Genomic DNA, 19,438 nt, shown 5'->3' with positions numbered 1-19,438 from the left:
GTCAACTCAGACAATTGAGTTCCACACCGGCTCGATAACGAAAAATACACTCTGATATGCCGCGTATAAAAGCATGAACGCAGATGCACCAACAGCTGCAATTGGGCGGCTGAGTTGTTTGCTTTTCGACCGTGCTTCGACAAGTCGAGACTCATACTCAAAGAAGTCTGCAAAGAGAACGCCAAGTGCGAGCACTGACATCACCATCCCACCATGAGGGTGTGGAATCATATATAAAAACGATACAAGCACAAGCCCCACTGTTGTTGCTGTATGTGGAAGCCATCGATTGAGTCCTTCATCATCGTCACTTGCTTTTGCCTGTTTAAGATGAAATCTATGCTGGACGATGCGCGTTAGAAGATTGAGAAGAGCAAGCCCCAGTGTGATGTACGCGAGAATCGGGGCAACCGCTGCTAACGCATCGAGAGGGATAATAAACTGGAGCGGATGCATATTCAGAGCGTATGCGGAGGGGGATTTAGAGTTTTTCTAATCAATATAGCCATCTGAATGACTGACCGGTGATGCACCCGGCATTATCTTCGCTGTCTGATTATTTTGTCTTTATCAAAATAATAACAAATATATAATAAATTCAGATAACACATGTCGTGATATGATCTGATTTATGACCACATATTGATTTCAGCAAAGTCTTGTATTAATTGATTGTCATATATGATATGTTCATGCAGTCAGTCAAATCAATCATAATCTGAACTGTACAGTATTGCGCATCACACACTGAATACTGGATAGTAAGTATTGTATCCGTATCAATGAATAACTTCAGAATCTCTTAGTTATCTAACAGTTGCTTCGATATTCCTGAACGTACTCAACTACCATCTTGAATTACCTCACGGGCTTGTCTGACGACTGGGATTAGTACCCAGAAAGTCAACGCGCCGATGATTGTGAACCAAAAGAAAGTATCCATCAACAGCACGCCCATTGTATCGAACATCGTCGCTGAGTCACTAAGCGATACAGGCGCAACGAGTTGTTGGCTGCTTTCAAAGCTCTCAGTTCGGTACCATCCTGCGAGTACCATCCATCCGAGTCCACCCGCAGTAAAGATTCCAAGCCCTTTGATGAACTCATCAGCCATTTGTATCCGATGATTCGCTGGCGTCCTCTTGAGACTTTCCCATTCCTTGAGCACGAAATCGAGTTCCGATCACATAGACACCTGCACCCAATCCAATACTCCCTAGTCCAATCACCGCAAAAAGGCTGCTAAGCACAGATTCTGGAATCGATATATTAAGGATGACAAGTATAAACCTGACGAGGTCACCGACTAAACTGACGTTCAATGTTGCCGCATCTAAAAATAGAAATCCAATCACAACACTCACCACTGCAAGCAGCGTCGAAAACACTGTAACAGTTTTATAAACTCGCATTGGAACGACGATATCACGTCTTTCAGACTCAGATTCTGTCGTCATGTCAGTAGTGTCAATGTCATTTTGTTCTGTGCGTGCTGTTAGAGAGTTGTCGTCCGTCATTGTCTCCTCATTGTTGTCACCAGAGAGGTAATAGATGATACCCTGAATGGCATATTTTCAATATACGTACACCAAAGAAAAATAATAATCCTGCGTTTAGAATGTGCTTCGTGTATATTCATGCTATTATCACTATGTCCTGCGACACCCGCGTTATACCGCTGCTTTTCCACCCATCGCAGGTCAATTAGCATTATATAATTGATTGGGCAGTGATGTGAAATCGCTTTTTATTTTGAACTTGTGATGATGTCTAGTTCAATAGTGTCACCCCCCACCGTCGAGGGCTGTCTCTTACCCATAAGTCCTAATGGAAGAGTAGACGAACCAAGATCGGTAGATGGGGCGTCGCTCACGGAATTGGAAGCCAGAACTCGATGAAGATGGGCAGCTGTGTGACATGGATGTTTCAGGATGGATTCAAACGGAGTTTCGATCAGCCGAGTTTGGAGACAAGCGCCTGAGTGACCGACTAGTACAACTTGGGGATGAACTCGGCATCGGCAGCTCGCCTGCCGAGTCCATCCCTGCTGCCTGCGGAGACTGGGCGTCCACAAAAGCTACATACCGATTTTGCGATAATGAGAATGTGGATCCCAACGAGATTCTCTCTGCTCACAAGCAGCAACAGCAATCAAGAGTGAGTCGGTCAGACGAACTCCTGATTATCTCCGATACCACCGAACTCGTGTTTCCGAGACATCCCTCCAAGGAGGGTCTCGGTGATATTGGCAACTCTGAGATGGATCTCGAAGGTATCAAGCTTCACTCCACGATCGGAATCAATCCACGGACCCATCGAATGACTGGGGTCATCGATCAGCAGCCGCTGATCGAGGACCAGCAGGCCGATGAGAAGTACGATGCCAACGGCAAAGCAGAGCCGATTCAACTTGACAGTGAACATGAGAAATGGAGCCGTGGCGACAGGCAAGCCAGAGACTGGCTTGCCGATGATATCCGCCCGCTATTTATCCATGACCGAGGTGCAGATTCATTCGCATTCTACGAGGAAGTCACCAGAAAGATGGAAAATGCTGGCTTTATCATCCGAGCGAGTCAAAACCGACGGATTTGGACTGATGATGGTGAACCTGGAAAACTCTTTGACTGGAGCAGCGACCTTGCCGAGCAAGGTCGCAAAACAATCGAGATTCAACAGGGAGGTGGGCGCGAAGCGAGAACGGCGGAGTTGTCGATAGCCACTGGAACATGTGAGTTGCGCGCGCCAAGGAATAATCCTGAACAAGAGGGTTCAATCGAGGTGAATGTCGTGAGAGTCGACGAGGTCGGTGAAAATGACGACCCGATTCAGTGGGTGTTGCTCACCACTGAATCGGTCGAAGAGTTTGAGGAAACGCTGACACTCATCGACTATTACGGCCTCCGCTGGCGAATTGAAGACTGGCATAAAGTGCTCAAGAGTGGCTGTAACATCGAAGAACGGCAACTGCAGACTTGGGAGCGGATGGAAGTGTTGTTGAGCATGTATTCAGTGATCGCGTGGAAGGTTCTGGAGCTACGAGAACTTGCTCGTGGTGATAGTTCAGTATCTCCGGCGGTCCTGCTGAGTGAGGCAGAGCGCACAATTCTGGAAACGAAATTTCCAGAATTGAGCGGTCAAGATGGGAAATCATACGCAGTGAGCGTGGCTAAACTCGGCGGTTATCTCGATCGTGGTTCAGATCCGCCACCAGGGTGGGAGACGATGTGGAAAGGACTCCAGAAGCTACGCATGTGGGCTGAAGGATACGAACTCGGTGCTGAATGAGCCGCGAAGCGGGCTCATTTAGCAGAACCCGCCGAAATAACGAGTTCAACTGAGCTTTTCAAGCGGCTTCATGGATACTTCTCTAATCTTGGGCAGATACTGATGGAAATTTGATTGATCTCTTCTTTTCATGCCTGATTTGGTTGAAATTACCCTCTAGTATTGAGTTATGGGTAAGAGACAGACCGTCGAGGGATGGTCGTAAATCGCGATGTGTCACACAGTCATTTCAAGAAGAGAATAGACATGATAATGCGACGATAGATATATGACAATAGAAATAATCATAAAATCAAAATCAGCAAGCAATAATTAGTATGCTATGCCGTGTAGTATAAGATGTGAGATATGAGCTTATTTTGGTGGACGAAGACGGTAATACCGTCGATTGAGATCGTATGAATAGCCTTCACGCATTGTCTTCAAAACAGCCCATGTCACGAATCCAGCAACGACTGGAAGGATGAACGTGAGATCAAATAATAAGTGGACATTCATCGGGATGAGATTCTTGGCAGAGTAGACGCTGATGGTGAATGCAAAAATGACACCGCCGACACCAACAGCAGCCCAGAAGGGCTGTTCGACGGGTCGACGAGCACTTCCCTTGTTCAAGAAGGGAACAATTGCAACAACACCAACGACCACTACATTCGCTAACACGCCGTATGTTCGATCGCTCATCAGCTTTTCGCCACCTAAGATTGCAAGTTCAGGGTTTAACGGACCAAGCTTCAACAAGCCAAATGACCAGTAGAGATACCAGTCAGGAAGGATAATTGCTGGAGTGCTTGATGGATTTGCTGGAGATCCAATGTGAGGCGGGAGAGTCGCCGATAAAAACAAGATCATCCCGGTAAAGAAACTCGCTATAGCAAGATTGCGAATGATCTCATGTGGCCATGTTGGAAACGCAAGTACGTCACGCTCGACATAATCGGATTCCTGTCGAAGGTCCTGATCCTCGCGACGAGCACGCTCAAAATATTCATATGTGAGGCGAGAAAGCCCTGTACTACGATTTTTTCGCTCGCTCCATGCCGGAGTTTCATCATCCGGCGCAACGATGCCGGTCCCGTCTGTTCGAATGTCTCGTTCTTGTGCGTCCGTGCTTGCGTCTGTGTCTGCGTCGGAACCTGTGTTCGTATTTGATGTGGTAGTATTGTCACTCATTAGCTTAATGTGGTTCTGCGATACCTTGTACCCAGACGATACCAATGTGAATAGCAATCAATGTTGTCACCACGAATGGGAGTAAGAATACGTGGATAATGTACATCCGTTGAAGTGTCGCTTGACCCAGTGAGAACCCACCGAATAGCAGCTGCGCAATCCACTCGCCCGCTAATGGGATTGAAAGTGACATTTCAACGCCAATCTGTCCTGCCCAGTATGCAAGCTGATCCCATGGAAGTAGATACCCAGTATACCCAAATACCATCGTCAGGCTAATTAGTACAATACCAATAAGCCAGTTCAGCTCACGAGGCTCCTTATATGCACCAGTGAAGTACACCCGCAGCATATGGAGGAACACGGCTGCAACCATGACCTGCGCAGACCAGCGATGGATAGATCGGAGCATAAATCCGAACTGAAGATCCTGCATAATAATCGCAATACTCTGATATGCAACGGTTCCAGCTGCCTCGCCACCAGCAGCCGCAGATGGACTATAATAAAACCCCAGTAATGCACCTGAAATCGCAGCAACAACGTATGCAAGTGTTGAGAAGAATCCTAACGTATACAACGGATACCAATACCAGAATTTATTATCAAGATTATACTGCTCGGTGTGGCTCTTCGGCATCTGGAGATTAACTCGGTAATAAAGAGTCTCCATTAACTCTAAATAATCGACAATGCGAAGCCGTTTATCAAGCCAGATGAGACTTGTCAGAAAGACTGACTCGATCGGTGTCAAATCTTTCTTTTTCATCCAGCTTTTATGATCGTATTCGTCTTTTTTTTCTAAACTCATTGATTATCGCTTGTAATATGGGTAAATAGCGTGTTTGATTTGATCCCATGCACCGTCGGCGAAGCCTGTCCCATCAACATCGTCCTCACGGATATAGAGATCTTCCCATTTCCGACGTCGCTTTTTTACAATAACGACGTCCGGAAGGAATTCTTTACGATACAGTGCAAGAATAAACGCAAGGTCAACAAATATGACAGCAAGAACTGCACCAAGGAACATGTTTCCAGTATCGGTCAGTCCCCATCCAGAGACAAGTCCATAGGTGAATAAGAATACAAATATAACCTCGACAACAGTTAATAGGACGATTGCAATCGCCGCTGCAGTACTTTCACGCGCCGGTTCATATCGATGGATATCCCCATATGTACTCCCGCTTGATGACATTGTTAATTCCTCCCAGTGCCAGTATGTGCGGACTCCCCATACTTCAATATATAGAATGTGAAAATAACTGTAACGACAATGGCTAAGATCGTTGCCGCACCAACCCAGTGTGCTTGGATTGGAACACCAAGTGAATGAAGTTCTTTTTTACCACCGCCGCCACCACCACCGGCATTCGGATTCTCAACGACCTCAATACTTGCAACCATTCCCGCTGTCTTGTGTGGTTGACAAAAATATTCATACGTGCCCAGGGTTTCGAATGTGTGGCTATATGTAAATCCAGCATTCTCAAGTGTCTCATGACCTTGCCAATCTGCCGCATCAGGTTGGCTTTCAACAGCGATATTATGATTATCGGAGTCCCAGACAAACTCGACAGTCGTGCCTGGAGCGATCTTCAACGGATCACTTGTTCCTGGCTCATACACTAACGACCCGTCTGGTCCAACAGTCACTGTCTTTGTTGGACCACCCGCTGCAGCATTGTCATCCGTTTCTCCAGTCTCTGTTCCGGTCCCAGTCACAGTTCCTGTGTCTGTCCCAGTCCCTGTCGTGCTAGTAGTGCCTGTGCCGCTCGGTGTTTCGGTCGTTGTGCCCATCTCCTGGGCTGACCCAACTCCAGCAGTTGCGGAGGCTGTCGCAGCAGCAGCAGGGACGCTTGCTGCCCGCATAAAATCCCGCCTCTTCATACATCCGGGGGTCGGGGAGGGGTCTGTTTAAAACCACCGAATCGGCAGTTTCCAACGGTGGGATTCACAAGGGAGTATCTAATGTATGCTAAATACTATCTAATATCACGCGAGTAAAGCCGGTGGACAACAGACAGGACGCACAGACATATGATCGACTGTGTGGTTGCTATCGATACCAGCACAAATCTATGAACTCTATTCACAGTCAGACTTCAAAGAGAGGCTCCCACCAGAATCTCCGATTGATAGAAGACACTGCTGTAAGTCAGATTATATTGAATCCGTGTGTTCCTCACTATCGGTATGTGAGTTTGCGTTTGGATTTACACCGATATTGGCGTCGGCAGTAGCGGTATCAGAGCTCATCGAAGTATTTGTATCGTCATTATTGGTATCAATATTGGATTTAGCTTCCTCTGTGTTTAATGCCGTTCTCCCATTCGATGCGACTTCAGGTTCAGGCGTTGTTTCAAGTGCCTGAAGTCGATTACGGTACTCCTCTACGCGGAATCGATCTGAAAGTCGAGCATTTGCGACGACAATGAACAAGAAGAATCCAATAAGCACAAAGATAACCGCTGTAACTGGCGCTGCGATTGTTTCTAATGTTGAAATAAAAAGCCATGCGCCGAGAAGTCCAACTCCAACAATCATTTGTGCGGCTGCGACAATTTGCAACATCAAATTACCGAATTCACCGCTTCCTTTGACAACATCCCGCGGTTCCGGTAGTGATGCATCTGCTGGCGGGTTCATTGTTTCATAACTATCCATTGAACAGAGTGCGACTGTTGGCTCAACATCACGGCGGATTGTTCCCTCCCCCTCAACAGACCCATCAGCAAACACCGTTGCATATCCGTTATCGGAGTATGCAACAACACGGTCTTGCCCACCCTCTTCAGTCCGTTCAACGATTCCAAACACCTCGCGGATTGCGACACGTGCCTTAAGTTCGGTCTCAACCCGATCCAGGAGCTCCTCGCCCACAATCCACGTATCTGGATCAAATGCTGCTTCCCACTCTTCGAGTGTCATCTCAGCCATATCCTCTGGACCAAAGTCCCCAAAATCATACGTTTCCTCGACTTCCGCGCGAAGTTCTGCAATCGCTTGCTCGTCTTCATTGGGGTGCTCATTCGCACTTCCATCCCTGCCTTGTGAACTGTCACCATCCTCATGTGTTCGTTGCTGTGCAGTATCTATCTGATCAGGAGAGCTATCGTCAGCGTCCTCGGCCGCTACTGCATCAGTATCGTCACTGATTGCTGTCTCATCATTCGAGGACTCCGTCATTATACGACCTATAGAACGGCCCCGTAGTTAGCGTGACGATTCAGCCGTGATTCACTATTATTTGTTGACATAAAAAGCCGAAGTCGATTATTTTAGGCGCTCTGCGCTCATGAGATAGCATATACAATGCTATCAGAGTCGACCATCGCACTTATCGCTGCATCGATGGTCACTGCAAGCCTTCCATTTTATTTATATGGTGCATGGATTATGATAGATGCCGAGACCGTCACCTGGGGTGTCCTCACATATCATCTGAAGTTTATTATTCCAGGTCTTATACTTAATACAATTCCTGTTGTAACGTGGATGATTCCGCGTCTACTCCAGCAGTTAGGTGGTGCTGTGGCACTTCATGCAGTATTAGGTCTTCAAGCATATGCGCTATTAGCCTTTGCACTCACCGGAATTGTCCGTATTCTCCAAGTCAAGCGAAACGCTGGATTCTATGATGATCCCGATCAACAAACCGAGCTAAATGATCTCCACCCGAACATGAGTGCTTGGCGTGGACGGCTTCGGGTCGGTGTCTTCGGCTATGTTGGATTGTGGTTTCTCGCATGGTCACTTGGACTTTATTTATATATGACAAAATATGTGCTCTAATTCAATACGATAGAGTCATTTTCGAGTTGAAATATTATCCCGCATCCTGACAGTTCACGTCGATCATCTATTGAAAAAGAGGACAGGAGATATTATTTCCATGGTGTATTTGAGGCAAGATCAATATCATGATCACATTTTGAGGATGGACAGACACTTTCAAGAATACAGTCTGTACAGTCAGGGTTTTGTGCTGTACAAGTTTCTCGTCCATGACTAATAAATAGATGTGTGAATTGCTGCCATTCGGACTCCGGGACAGATTCCATAAGGTCGGTCTCAATCTGTTTCGGTGTTTGTTCGTCTGTGAGTCCAAGTCGGCGGGTTATCCGCTGCACGTGTGTATCAACAACGATGCCCTCAACAACATCATGTCCATGCTGTAAGACCACATTTGCCGTTTTCCGTCCAACACCTGAGAGGGCAGTGAGTTCATCCATTGTATCAGGCACGTCACCATCATAATCCGAAGCAAGTGTCTCACCAATTGATTTGAGATAACCTGCTTTGTTATTGTGAAACGTAATTCCATAGATGTCTTCAGCAAGCTCATCAGTGTCGGCAGCGGCATAATCAGTTGCTGTTTCGTACTTTTCAAACAGATCAGCGGTAATGCTGTTAACTCGTTCGTCAGTACACTGTGCTGAAAGAACAACAGCAATCAGAAGTTCGAGTCGATTTGAAAACTGAAGTGAGATTGTTGAATCTGGATATCTCTCTGCAAGCCGACGTAGAACGGTATCCACTTGCTGTGTACGATCAGTACGCGGTTTTCCCATTAATTACTAATTATTGGTTGTTTATTCATCCGGTGCTCCAACGTAATCCTCGTTATTTTCTGACTCTATGCGAACGCACGTGCCGTATCGCCATCAGCATTCGATTCGGATTGGATTTTCTCCCATGCTTCAATGAAGTCACCCATTCCAATCTCCGTTCGATCCTCACGAATAGCGAACATTCCGGCTTCCGTGCAGATTGCCTTGATATCCGCTCCAGAAGCATCATCAGCCATCTCCGCCAACTGCTCAAACTCAACGTTATCGGAAACATTCATCTCACGGGTATGAATCTGGAAGATGATCTTCCGACCCTCAATTCCAGGCTTTGGAACCTCAATCAATCGGTCAAATCGACCTGGGCGGAGAATCGCTTCATCGAGCATATCAAATCTGTTCGTCGCTGCAATAATACGAACATCGCCCCGTTCATCAAACCCATCCATTTCTGAAAGTAACTGCATCATTGTTCGCTGAACCTCGGCATCTCCAGATGTCTTTGAATCTGTTCGCTTTGAGGCAATCGCATCAATCTCATCAATAAAAATAACTGCTGGTTCATTCTCACGGGCGACCTCAAAGAGATCACGAACAAGTTTTGCTCCCTCACCAATGAATTTATGAACTAACTCTGAACCAGCCATTTTGATGAAACTGGCATCCGTCTGGTTGGCAACAGCTTTCGCGAGCATGGTTTTCCCAGTTCCTGGTGGTCCATACAAAAGAACACCAGATGGTGGCTGAATACCAACCGTCTCGAACATTTCTGGCGATTTTAGTGGCATCTCGACGGTTTCGCGTACTTCTTGCATTTGTGTTTCCAGTCCACCGATATCATCATATCTGATAGACGGACTATGTTCGACCTGCATCACTCGTGCACGGACATCAGTCTCATCATCAAGCCGTTTCACGACAGAAAGCGAATTGTTGACCGCAACACGTGTATCTGGCTCTAATTCCGTTCGCATCTCGTCAGTGACCTCGGTAAGAGCCTCCTGATTATTGCCGTGTTGTTTGATTACAATGCCGTTATTCGTTATTTCTTGTACCGTTGCAACAAATAACGGCGATTGCTTGAGTTTCTTATTTTCATGTGTCAACCGTTCGAGTTTCTGTTGATATTTATTATTCTCTGCATTCGCGTCCAGCAGTTTATCTCGCATCTCCTCATTTTGTGACTCGAGGATGTCGAGACGCTCACGAAGCGCCTGAATCTTTTCCTGCTGCGACGCCGTCTCCTCATCATACGGGAGGTCGACGTCGTTCACAGTATCACTCATTACATAACGTATGGTGGGACCTCATAAGAGACTTCGGGTCGGTGCGAGTATAGTCGATATCTATACTCCGTGTTTTCGGGCGTCTCAAAGCCATTACTGACGATCAGTGAATAGGTGTTATCTTCTGAACGTGGTCATAAAGTATATTCATCGGCGTGACCGGCGATTGATATATGCAATCAATCACTTCTCACTTTACTTCGAAGAGATCCCACCACTGTGAGTGGCAGGAATGGCTCTCATTTATGAATAATTCAGAATGCTGGCAATTGTGTTTTGACGGAAACATTCGTGATCGGTATCGACAGATCCTATCTATAGCTATTGGTGTATTCAGCCGATTATGATTAGATGTATGAATCGGTCATTCATTGTGGGGCTTCTTGTTGGTCTTATACTCATCTCAGCAGTTGGACCGGCAATTGCCCTTGCACAAATTGACCCGACAGGACAGGTCCTTGGTCGTCCAAGTATTTCGGTAAGTTCTGTTCAGCAGACGGTGAGTGCTGGAACGGAGGCGGAGGTGCAATTTACACTGACTAATCGCGGACGGATTGACAAAGGGGGACCGGATGAATATGAGACGCGTGTGACTACCGCGCGAGCACTTACAGTTGAATTTGCAGATGAAAAAACGCCGATTGAAATTGATACTGGAACAATTTCTGTTGGGAATGTGGAGACAGGAACGACTCAGACACCGCCAATTACAGTGACAATTCCAGAGGGGATTCCTCCAGGGGACTACGAGATACCGCTTGAGTATGAGTACGCATACACACGGATAGCTTCATACAACACAGAGAATGTCGAATATAATGATTTTACTGAGCGAGCGTCAACAAGTGTTGAGATCACCGTTCGTGAAGAGGCGCAATTCAAAGTGACCGGGCAAAACGCAGTCGGGCAAATTGGTGATGACCGAACAATTAGGCTTACTTTAATGAACACCGGGAGTCGCACAGCTTTCGATGCAAGTGTCACAGCAACATCGAAAAGTGACGAACTTACCTTTGGAAGCGATTCTGAATCATCAACTGCATACGCTGGACAGGAATGGGAGCCGGGCGAACGACGAACAATAACCTATCGAGCGCACATTGCTGACACCGCCGCACTACGAAATTACACGCTTGATCTTGATGTTGGATATACCGATCGAAACGGGATTGAGCAGACATCAACAGCGCTCAGTGCTGGTGTTGCCACAATACCAGAGCAAACGTTCGCGGTTAATTCAGTTGATACAGCACTCCGGGTTGGAACTGAAGGAACATTGACAGCGATAATTGAAAACACCGGTCCACAGCCAGTATTTAATCCAGTGTCAATTATCTCAGTCAATAATCAGAATATTGATATTACGACCAGCGAATATGCGCTTTCGACACTCCGCCCAGGTGAAACAGCGCAAGTGCAGTATGATATTGATATAAGTGAGGCAGCAACAGCAACCCCTCAGCAATTTTCACTGACTGTCCAGTATAATACAGAACGTGGGAGTCGTCGAACAAGTGATATGCTACAAGCAACAGCAGCGGTGCGTGAACAGCGTGATCGGTTTATTATTCAAGCGACCGAGGAAACGGTCACTGCCGGGGGACAGACAGAATTTAAATTACAAGTGACTAATAATGGTGAGCAACCGCTTGAGAGTATTGAAGCGAAAGCGTTCTTAGATGCACCATTGGCAAGCAGTAATGATGAGGCATTTATTGCTGCACTTGACTCAGGTGAAACAACGACAATTGTGATGCCATTGAGTGCTGATAGTGGTGCTCTTGAATCGAAGACATATCCATTTGCGGTTGATTTTCAGTATGATCTCCCAAGCGGAGAAACAAAGATTTCGAAAACATACAAGGTACCAGTCAATATTCAACAGCCAGCAGATCAGGGTGGATTATCATTGCCATTGTCAGCGCCGATTATTGGTGGGAGTATTTTGATTATCATCATTGGCAGTGCTGTGTGGTATCGTCGAGGGTGATTCAGTAGTGTATCGTCTCTTTCACTCATCACTGCAAAGCGAGCGGAGAAATAGGGACGGATACAACGATCGAAAAAGTGTATACACAAATCGAGTCCGAATGCAGGATCGATGGAATCAGTTGAATGATTGATTATCAGTCACTTATTGACCAGGTTGATGAGTGGATTATTAATCGAGATAAAACAGTCATTCTCATTTTTATTCTTATTACTGCCGTGCTTGCTGTTGGATTTGGAATGACAGCAACGGACTCAGGCACCTCACAGTTTAGTGAGGGTGTTCCAGCACAAGAGGCATTTGAGGATGTCAATGATAACTTCGAGCGTGAGCCGTTTGGAACCGGAACAGGCACAACAACGTTGATTCAGCGAGATCGAAATGTTCTCACAAAATCAGCAGTACTTGCGATGTTACGGGCGCAGCATCGGATACAGCGTGATACCTCACAGAACGTCGTCAGTACAAATAGTGTCGCACAGACGATCGCAACAGAAATTGACCCAACAGCAACAACACTTTCAGCACAGATTGATGCAGTTGAGCGAACACCACAGTCAGGCGTCCGAACCGTTACACGGACGATTGTGCGGACACAACCAAGCGTTAGGTCACGTCTCAGTGACGATCTAAACGAGCGCGACCCATCTGCATCAGCGACAATCGCAACCATCACGCATCAGGTTGCAGGAACAAGTGATGACGCTGGGACGCAGAGTGGGTCACCGTTGACATCACTGCAACGTGAGGCAACATTCATTGTTGGGTCAACTGGTGGTGATATTACCGTCTTTGGAAGTGGAATCATTTCTGGGGAGTTAGGGGGCGTAATAACTGACTCATTGATAATCGTCGTTCCAGCGGCAGTCATTCTTATCTTTATATTCTTGATTATCGCGTATCGTGACCCGATTGATTTGATCATTGGATTAGTGTCTCTTGCAATGACGATAGCATGGACATTTGGGTTCATGGGTTGGGCACGAATTGAGTTCACACAGATACTTATTGCAATTCCACCACTTCTGCTGGCTGTTGGGATTGATTTTGGAATCCATGCGGTAAATCGATATCGCGAAGAACGAGTGACTGGTGAAGACATCTCATCATCAATGCGGACAACGACGGATCAGTTACTTCCTGCGTTTAGTATCGTCACTGGGACAACAGTACTTGGATTTGCAGCGAATGGTGTAAGTGATCTTGCTCCCGTTCGCGAGTTTGGTCTGGTTGCTGCTGTTGGAATTATCTTCACGCTTCTTATTTTCGGAATATTCCTTCCAGCATTCAAACATCTCCTCGACCGAAAACGAGTAGAATATTCCATTCCATCATTCGGAACAACACCAATCGGAAGAGCAGGATCAGTTGGTGGTCGGGTGCTTGGGGTTGGCGTCGTTATTGCAAGACGGAGTCCGTATATTTTTCTTTTAGCAATACTGATATTAACAGCAGCACTCGGCGGATATGGCACAGGGGTTGAAACACGATTTACGACAGACGACTTTCTTCCACCAGAGGAAACGCCGGGATATCTTGAAGAACTACCAGAGCCGTTTGCGCCTGGTGAGTACACTGTGACTAAAACGACAAATTATCTTGAGAATACGTTCGAAAGCAGTGAGGATGATACAGTGACAGTGTATGTTGAGGGATCGATGCGACAAGGGTCAACACTTGAGATCCTTCATAAAACAAATCAGGATCCACCTGACTCGTTTGTAACAGCAGAACGGGAATCGCAACCGCAGAGCATTCTCACCGTTATTGATCAATATGAACGAGAGTCAGCGTCATTTCGCCGTCTTATCTCCGCCAAGGATCAGAATGGGAATGGGATTCCAGACCACGATCTTGGTATCGTCTATGATCAGTTATTTGCGTCATCCTATGGTGATCAAGCACGATTATATCTTACTGATGATTATACCGCTACCCGTCTTATCTATTCAGTAAAAGCTGAGAAGTCACAGGCTGCAATTACAGCCGATACGCGTCAACTCGCTACCGAAATACGGATGGAGTCAACCGCAACAGGGAGTGTTGTCGTACGGAAAGCAGTTTCAGATGTAATTGCAGAATCCGCATATACGAGCCTTGTCATTGCTGTACTCACAGCCGCAGTATTTCTTGTGGCAATCTATTGGCTGCTTGAAAACCGACCAGGATTGGGGATTGCAAACATATTACCGGTTCTATTGACGATTGCAGGGCTGGCGAGTACAATGCGATATCTTGATATCCCGTTCAATGTTCTGACTGGGACGACACTCTCGGTCGGAATTGGGCTGGGAATTGATTACTCTGCTCACCTTGTTCATCGATTCACAGAGGAGTATCGTGGGGAAGTTGATCGATTTGAAGCACTGAGCGTAAGTGTGAGAGGAACCGGTGGTGCGCTCGCCGGAAGCATGCTGACAACAACCTCTGGAACTGGTGTGCTTATACTTGCAATAACCCCAATCCTCGGTCAGTTCGGGTTATTGATTGCCCTCAGCGTGCTCTATTCGTTTATTGCATCGATATTTGTGCTTCCTGCTGCACTAATTGGATGGACTGATATCCGTCGGCAATTGTGGATTGATAAATAATATTATCGGTGAAATAATTTTTCCTAGTAATATATTGATACAGTAAATATTATCACTCTACATGTTTAATCAAGCATACGATGAGTACAACAGAGGCACTCGCGGGTGAGGAAACATCAAGTGACCGTTGGGATCCCGTTCGTGAGATGCCCCCGAGTGCGAAGTTGGTTGCAAAGGTGCTTGACTATAACGAGCAGCTGACACAAAGTCAGCTGGCTGAAGAGACGCTATTACCACCGCGAACAGTTCGTTACGCATTATCGCGACTTGAGGATGCAGACGTTATTGAAGCGCGGATCTCATTTACAGACGCACGAAAGCGATTGTATACGCTCGCGATTTAAGAAGCAATATCGGGCGAAACGCGAGGGCAGCCAGCTTATTTTATTCTCGTGTCTGTGCATTACCCGCGAACAACAGCGATAGCTATTAACCTTGACGTGTGTAATAATGTGTATACAATGCAATATTATCTAGGGAAAAAATGGCGGGCAATTTTATTGATCACAATCATGGTTGTAGCTGCGTTCGCCGCCGGGTCGGGTGGTGTCGCAGCCGAGCAATATAATGACTTTTCCGAACCGGAGCTTACACCGACAATTCAGCAACAGAATGTCGTCGCAGCGGGTGAAATGAAGAGCTTCGATCTGTTGATACAGAACCGGCATACTGGCATCACCAGTATGGATCGTCAAATCGGTGATATTGCACAAGTTGTTCAAACGCATCGGATCCAAGTCGGATCTGCAACAGCGGTCACAGCCAGTGTTGATGCTGGTGACACACCGCTTGACATTCGAACAGCACAACAAAGTCTGGGAACGATCGCTGCTGGTGATGCCCGAAAGATGGGACTAACAATCGAGGTGGACCAACATGCACAACCTGGAGTGTATCAACTCCCAGTCAAGATTACATATGGCTATATAAATAGTATTAATGTTGACAAAAATGACTATTTCATTAATCGGAATACACAGACGGTGAAAGAGCACATTACTGTCCGTGTTGAGAAATCTGTCCGACTTGGCGTGCGTGATGTCACGGGGGCGGACCTGTACAAAGACGCTGACGGGACAATGACTGTGAGAGTACAGAATACAGGAAGTGAGATCGCCCAAAATGCCGAACTCTCGATTGTGCAATCAGAGTACTTTAATCCAAAGAGTAACGCCGTCTCGGTTGGTGAATTAAAGCCTGATGAGACGGCGACGGCAGAATTCCAAGTTGGTGTAGAAAATGTTGATGCTGCCGGGGCGTATGGTGTGAATTTTCAGTTACGATATGAAGATGAAAATGGAAATCCAGAGCAGTCGCTCACCCGAACTGGCAGTGTAGCGGTCTCAAATGGACCACAGTATAAACTCTCGACTGAAGCAAGGGCGATGTATGTCGATTCGATTGGTTCTGTGGCTGTGACAGTGACAAATACAGGTGAACGAACAGCACCGAATGCACGAGCGAAATTGAGTCCAATTGAACCGTTTGCCCTTGTATCAACAAGCGCGAGTCTTGGAACACTCAATCCCGGTGAATCAGCGACTGCGAGATTTAAACTTGAGGTGTCAGATCGTGCGATTCCACAAGAGTATCCACTGACAGTTCGTATCATTCATGATGACACATATGGAAATGATGTAACGAGTGATCCACTATCGGTTGATGTGCCTGTTGGTCCTGAGAAATCTTTCGCGGTCACAAACACCGCAGCAGTAACAGCCGGACAAACGGAAACACTCCGATTCACGATTAAAAACACTGGTGAAGGGGAATTCCGAGATGCCGTTGTCCGTGTCAATGCCAATTCACCATTTGAAACTGATGATGACACAACGTATATTGGGATGCTCAAGCCTGGTGAAACAACAACCGTGAGTTATACAGTCAGTGCTGATGGGTCTGCCGCAGCAAAGACATATTCACTTGATACAAGTATCAAATATGACAATGCATTCGGCGAAACAGTCGTGAGTGACATTCAGTCGGCACCAATCACGATTACCGCTAGTGACGGAGGGCTACCAGTTCCAGGTATCGTCATTGCGGGCGTCGTTATTCCGATTGCACTTGTTGCCGGTGTTGTATATCAAACGAAACCGTTCTCACGCCTTCGATAACCGCAATGACAACACGATTTGGTGAACGGGTCCGTGATGGACTTGAAGCGACAGGACGGTATGCTGCTAGTAATCAGCGGCAGGTATTCGCTGTTGTTGCTGTTACTGCAATCATATCACTTGGTGTTGGATTCAGTGCTGTACAAATGAGTATGGGGATGACCCTGTACATCAATGATGACTCTCAAACAGCCAATAATTGGGAGTCACTAAAGGATACATACAATACAGGAAACAATATTTTCGTTATTGTCGAATCAGATCAGTTGTATGATCCTGAGACAATTCGGGCAATTGATAGACTTGACCAGCAGTATGGATCGAATGTCGACTCAATAGAGAGCGTTACTTCACTCGCAGATATTGTCAGGCGAGGCGCTGATGGTGAAATACCTGAAACAAAAGCGGGCGTTCGGAGTGCCATTGCACGAGTTGAACAGCGTGGACCAGTAGCTGACGAGATGGTTAATCGACTTACACCGGAGGCAGGGACGACAATCATCCTCGCAAGTTACGGCGATGTCGATCGATACGACCGCGGGGCATTTTTACCTGAGCGTGGTGCTGATGTCGTATATTCATCAGTCAAATCAGAGACGGCGTTTGCAGCGATGCCGCCAGGGATGTCAACGACAATTACGGGGCAACCTGTCTTCGAAAACGCAGCGTTTGGACTGATGCTTCCAGAGATGATTGCGCTCTTTGGAGGCGCATTTTCGCTCATCTTCATTGTGGTATATCTTGTGATGCGTGAGACTGTCGAGAAAGGGTGGCATGTCATACTCCCACTTGGAACAGCAATGACTGCATTACTGTATATGATGGGGGCAATGGGCATCTTGGGATATGATTTCAATGCAATCATGCTCGGTGTGATGCCAATTGCACTTGGATTAGGGATTGACTATAGTCTCCAGATTCACTCACGATATGTTGAGGAAAGGCGAGCAGGTAACAACTCGCTTGATGCAATCGGGATCGCAACACGAACGACCGGTCGAGCGTTACTGATTGCAATGGGGACAACTGTAGTTGGATTAGGATCACTTCTTGTCTCAGCGGTCCCACCAGTCCGGCAATTTGGTGTAACGAGTGCTGTTGCTGTGCTTGCAGCAATGATTCTCGCGGTCACAATGCTTCCAGCACTGCTTGTCCGGTTTGACCGTGATGGACATGTGGCGACCGAAACGACCAGTAAGTCGAGTGACGATTGGCTTCAAGCAGTTCTCCATCGATTTACGTCGAGCGTTACTGGTGGGCATCCACTTATTACGCTTGGAATTGCGATCTTGCTCGTTTCTGGTGGTGTCTATGCATATCCGCAAGTCGAGCCAAAACAGGAGATGATGGACTTCTGGCCGCAGGACCTCGCTGAGAAGAATGATATGGAGGAACTCTCTGAAACAGTTGAAAGTCCGAAGGTAGTGTATGTCATGATCGATACAGATCAGGCATATACCCCAGAAACGTTCCGTGATATTGCCACATATCAACGACTTATGATTGCGAATGAGCAGGTGAATGCAGTCCAATCACCCGTGACAAGTGTTCAAATGGCAACAGATGGATCAATCCCGCAAACGCAGACAGGGCTGACCCAGACGATTGAGCGTCTGCACAACACCGATGGGATGACCGATGTGCGAGATCCGGATGAGACACCATCGACGATCGTGCTCTCATTTTATGTCGACGATATTGAGGGCGAAAGTGTCCGTTCACTCATCACTGCCTTTGAAACTAATGCAGCATTATCATTAACGACTGCTGAGGATGTTCGGATTACAGGTAAGCCAGTGTTAAATCGAAATGTCATTGAGAACGTAACCGCTGGTCTCACACCGATGACACTTCTTTCCTTTGGGCTTGGGTTGTCATTCCTTGCGTTTGCGTTCCTCTCGATACGAATTGCTGCTGCGCTTGTTCTAAGTGTCGCTGCAAGCGCTGCTGTGCTCGTAACAGGAGCGATGTATGTGTTCGGGATTCCATGGAATCCATTGACGATAACGATGTCATCACTGACTCTCGGGATTGGTGTTGATTATGGGATCCATCTCTTCGAGCGATTTGAGTATGAGGTCGAAACACAGGGTCAAACACAGCGTGGAGCTGCTGCAACTGCTGTTGCGAAGCTATCGCGTCCAATTATCGGGTCCAGCTTTACAACAATATTTGGCTTCGGTGTATTGATGATCTCACGGTTCCCAGTCCTCGCAAACTTTGGACGAACAACCGTTCTTGCGATTTCGTTTGCCCTTTTGACTGCGTTTACGGTGCTTCCTGCGGTGTTAACTGTGGCTCCCATCCTTGGGTCACCGCCAGAATCAAATCCAATTGACACGGATATCAACCAGCACACAGACACTGATACGCCATCAACAAATGATCCAACAACAAGCGATTAATCACACATATAATA

Annotated in this window: 17 protein-coding genes; 7 read left to right on the top strand and 10 right to left on the bottom strand. The window is 46.7% G+C overall.

What is annotated here, in order from left to right; translation table 11 throughout:
* Nucleotides 1-6 precede the first annotated feature (6 nt).
* From HQRW_RS03070 to HQRW_RS03060, 3 genes are all read right to left on the bottom strand, one after another.
* On the bottom strand, nt 7-456 hold the full coding sequence (locus tag HQRW_RS03070) for a DUF7313 family protein (protein WP_011570834.1): 450 nt from the start codon (nt 454-456) through the stop codon (nt 7-9).
* A gap of 385 nt (nt 457-841) precedes the next feature.
* The gene (locus HQRW_RS03065; RefSeq protein ID WP_011570833.1) at nt 842-1,114 is read right to left on the bottom strand and encodes a DUF7314 family protein; all 273 of its coding nucleotides are present in this window, start codon (nt 1,112-1,114) and stop codon (nt 842-844) included.
* Complete coding sequence (locus HQRW_RS03060) at nt 1,107-1,517, bottom strand: DUF7315 family membrane protein (RefSeq protein WP_049891590.1); 411 nt, start codon at nt 1,515-1,517, stop codon at nt 1,107-1,109. The genes HQRW_RS03065 and HQRW_RS03060 overlap by 8 nt, the downstream gene beginning before the upstream one ends.
* A 340-nt stretch (nt 1,518-1,857) precedes the next feature.
* Between HQRW_RS03060 and HQRW_RS03055 the strand changes: the two genes are divergently transcribed.
* Nucleotides 1,858-3,288, top strand: coding sequence for an IS4 family transposase (locus tag HQRW_RS03055; protein ID WP_014555421.1), 1,431 nt, complete (start codon nt 1,858-1,860; stop codon nt 3,286-3,288).
* A 354-nt stretch (nt 3,289-3,642) separates the two neighbouring features.
* Here the strand turns inward: HQRW_RS03055 and HQRW_RS03050 are convergent, their stop codons facing one another.
* The 5 genes from HQRW_RS03050 to HQRW_RS03030 all read right to left on the bottom strand — a co-directional run bounded on the left by HQRW_RS03050 (nt 3,643) and on the right by HQRW_RS03030 (nt 7,653).
* Nucleotides 3,643-4,461, bottom strand: a complete 819-nt coding sequence (locus HQRW_RS03050; RefSeq protein WP_014555420.1) for a cytochrome b family protein — start codon at nt 4,459-4,461, stop codon at nt 3,643-3,645.
* Nucleotides 4,462-4,465: 4 nt separating this feature from the next.
* Nucleotides 4,466-5,272 (bottom strand): cytochrome b, encoded by an 807-nt coding sequence (locus tag HQRW_RS03045; protein ID WP_011570830.1) that lies wholly within the window; start codon nt 5,270-5,272, stop codon nt 4,466-4,468.
* A 3-nt stretch (nt 5,273-5,275) separates the two neighbouring features.
* Complete coding sequence (locus HQRW_RS03040) at nt 5,276-5,662, bottom strand: DUF7318 family protein (protein WP_011570829.1); 387 nt, start codon at nt 5,660-5,662, stop codon at nt 5,276-5,278.
* Between the two features lie 2 nt (nt 5,663-5,664).
* Nucleotides 5,665-6,354 (bottom strand): plastocyanin/azurin family copper-binding protein, encoded by a 690-nt coding sequence (locus tag HQRW_RS03035; protein ID WP_014555419.1) that lies wholly within the window; start codon nt 6,352-6,354, stop codon nt 5,665-5,667.
* Nucleotides 6,355-6,627: 273 nt separating this feature from the next.
* Complete coding sequence (locus tag HQRW_RS03030; RefSeq protein ID WP_014555418.1) at nt 6,628-7,653, bottom strand: DUF7319 domain-containing protein; 1,026 nt, start codon at nt 7,651-7,653, stop codon at nt 6,628-6,630.
* Between the two features lie 126 nt (nt 7,654-7,779).
* On the opposite strand from HQRW_RS03030, the gene HQRW_RS03025 reads away from it, so the two are divergent.
* The gene (locus HQRW_RS03025) at nt 7,780-8,259 is read left to right on the top strand and encodes a DUF7321 family protein (protein WP_014555417.1); all 480 of its coding nucleotides are present in this window, start codon (nt 7,780-7,782) and stop codon (nt 8,257-8,259) included.
* Nucleotides 8,260-8,351: 92 nt separating this feature from the next.
* Here the strand turns inward: HQRW_RS03025 and nth are convergent, their stop codons facing one another.
* On the bottom strand, nt 8,352-9,038 hold the full coding sequence (gene nth, locus HQRW_RS03020) for an endonuclease III (RefSeq protein ID WP_014555416.1): 687 nt from the start codon (nt 9,036-9,038) through the stop codon (nt 8,352-8,354).
* 65 nt (nt 9,039-9,103) lie between these two features.
* On the bottom strand, nt 9,104-10,321 hold the full coding sequence (gene pan1, locus HQRW_RS03015) for a proteasome-activating nucleotidase Pan1 (RefSeq protein WP_014555415.1): 1,218 nt from the start codon (nt 10,319-10,321) through the stop codon (nt 9,104-9,106).
* A gap of 355 nt (nt 10,322-10,676) precedes the next feature.
* On the opposite strand from pan1, the gene HQRW_RS03010 reads away from it, so the two are divergent.
* The 5 genes from HQRW_RS03010 to HQRW_RS02990 all read left to right on the top strand — a co-directional run bounded on the left by HQRW_RS03010 (nt 10,677) and on the right by HQRW_RS02990 (nt 19,424).
* Nucleotides 10,677-12,311: a COG1361 S-layer family protein gene (locus HQRW_RS03010; RefSeq protein WP_065757381.1), complete on the top strand. Its 1,635-nt coding sequence runs from the start codon at nt 10,677-10,679 to the stop codon at nt 12,309-12,311.
* A 125-nt stretch (nt 12,312-12,436) separates the two neighbouring features.
* Nucleotides 12,437-14,902 (top strand): efflux RND transporter permease subunit, encoded by a 2,466-nt coding sequence (locus tag HQRW_RS03005; RefSeq protein ID WP_014555413.1) that lies wholly within the window; start codon nt 12,437-12,439, stop codon nt 14,900-14,902.
* A gap of 80 nt (nt 14,903-14,982) precedes the next feature.
* Nucleotides 14,983-15,246: a MarR family transcriptional regulator gene (locus tag HQRW_RS03000; RefSeq protein WP_014555412.1), complete on the top strand. Its 264-nt coding sequence runs from the start codon at nt 14,983-14,985 to the stop codon at nt 15,244-15,246.
* Nucleotides 15,247-15,363: 117 nt separating this feature from the next.
* On the top strand, nt 15,364-17,019 hold the full coding sequence (locus tag HQRW_RS02995) for a COG1361 S-layer family protein (protein WP_014555411.1): 1,656 nt from the start codon (nt 15,364-15,366) through the stop codon (nt 17,017-17,019).
* A 5-nt stretch (nt 17,020-17,024) separates the two neighbouring features.
* Nucleotides 17,025-19,424 carry an efflux RND transporter permease subunit gene (locus tag HQRW_RS02990; RefSeq protein ID WP_014555410.1) on the top strand — a complete coding sequence of 800 codons (2,400 nt, stop codon included), beginning with the start codon at nt 17,025-17,027 and terminating at the stop codon, nt 19,422-19,424.
* Nucleotides 19,425-19,438 lie beyond the last annotated feature (14 nt).

The organism is Haloquadratum walsbyi C23 (genome assembly GCF_000237865.1).
Lineage (GTDB): Archaea > Halobacteriota > Halobacteria > Halobacteriales > Haloferacaceae > Haloquadratum > Haloquadratum walsbyi.
The sequence above is the reverse complement of the archived record's forward strand: the minus strand, read 5'-3'. Positions and strand labels throughout refer to the sequence as shown.

What these genes read in the sequence shown, in the direction of transcription:
- HQRW_RS03070 (WP_011570834.1), bottom strand. Translation starts at nt 456, where the DNA reads ATGCATCCGCTCCAGTTTATTATCCCTCTCGATGCGTTAGCAGCGGTT.
- HQRW_RS03065 (WP_011570833.1), bottom strand. Translation starts at nt 1,114, where the DNA reads ATGGCTGATGAGTTCATCAAAGGGCTTGGAATCTTTACTGCGGGTGGA.
- HQRW_RS03060 (WP_049891590.1), bottom strand. Translation starts at nt 1,517, where the DNA reads ATGACGGACGACAACTCTCTAACAGCACGCACAGAACAAAATGACATT.
- HQRW_RS03055 (WP_014555421.1), top strand. Translation starts at nt 1,858, where the DNA reads ATGGGGCGTCGCTCACGGAATTGGAAGCCAGAACTCGATGAAGATGGG.
- HQRW_RS03050 (WP_014555420.1), bottom strand. Translation starts at nt 4,461, where the DNA reads ATGAGTGACAATACTACCACATCAAATACGAACACAGGTTCCGACGCA.
- HQRW_RS03045 (WP_011570830.1), bottom strand. Translation starts at nt 5,272, where the DNA reads ATGAGTTTAGAAAAAAAAGACGAATACGATCATAAAAGCTGGATGAAA.
- HQRW_RS03040 (WP_011570829.1), bottom strand. Translation starts at nt 5,662, where the DNA reads ATGTCATCAAGCGGGAGTACATATGGGGATATCCATCGATATGAACCG.
- HQRW_RS03035 (WP_014555419.1), bottom strand. Translation starts at nt 6,354, where the DNA reads ATGAAGAGGCGGGATTTTATGCGGGCAGCAAGCGTCCCTGCTGCTGCT.
- HQRW_RS03030 (WP_014555418.1), bottom strand. Translation starts at nt 7,653, where the DNA reads ATGACGGAGTCCTCGAATGATGAGACAGCAATCAGTGACGATACTGAT.
- HQRW_RS03025 (WP_014555417.1), top strand. Translation starts at nt 7,780, where the DNA reads ATGCTATCAGAGTCGACCATCGCACTTATCGCTGCATCGATGGTCACT.
- nth (WP_014555416.1), bottom strand. Translation starts at nt 9,038, where the DNA reads ATGGGAAAACCGCGTACTGATCGTACACAGCAAGTGGATACCGTTCTA.
- pan1 (WP_014555415.1), bottom strand. Translation starts at nt 10,321, where the DNA reads ATGAGTGATACTGTGAACGACGTCGACCTCCCGTATGATGAGGAGACG.
- HQRW_RS03010 (WP_065757381.1), top strand. Translation starts at nt 10,677, where the DNA reads ATGAATCGGTCATTCATTGTGGGGCTTCTTGTTGGTCTTATACTCATC.
- HQRW_RS03005 (WP_014555413.1), top strand. Translation starts at nt 12,437, where the DNA reads ATGATTGATTATCAGTCACTTATTGACCAGGTTGATGAGTGGATTATT.
- HQRW_RS03000 (WP_014555412.1), top strand. Translation starts at nt 14,983, where the DNA reads ATGAGTACAACAGAGGCACTCGCGGGTGAGGAAACATCAAGTGACCGT.
- HQRW_RS02995 (WP_014555411.1), top strand. Translation starts at nt 15,364, where the DNA reads ATGCAATATTATCTAGGGAAAAAATGGCGGGCAATTTTATTGATCACA.
- HQRW_RS02990 (WP_014555410.1), top strand. Translation starts at nt 17,025, where the DNA reads ATGACAACACGATTTGGTGAACGGGTCCGTGATGGACTTGAAGCGACA.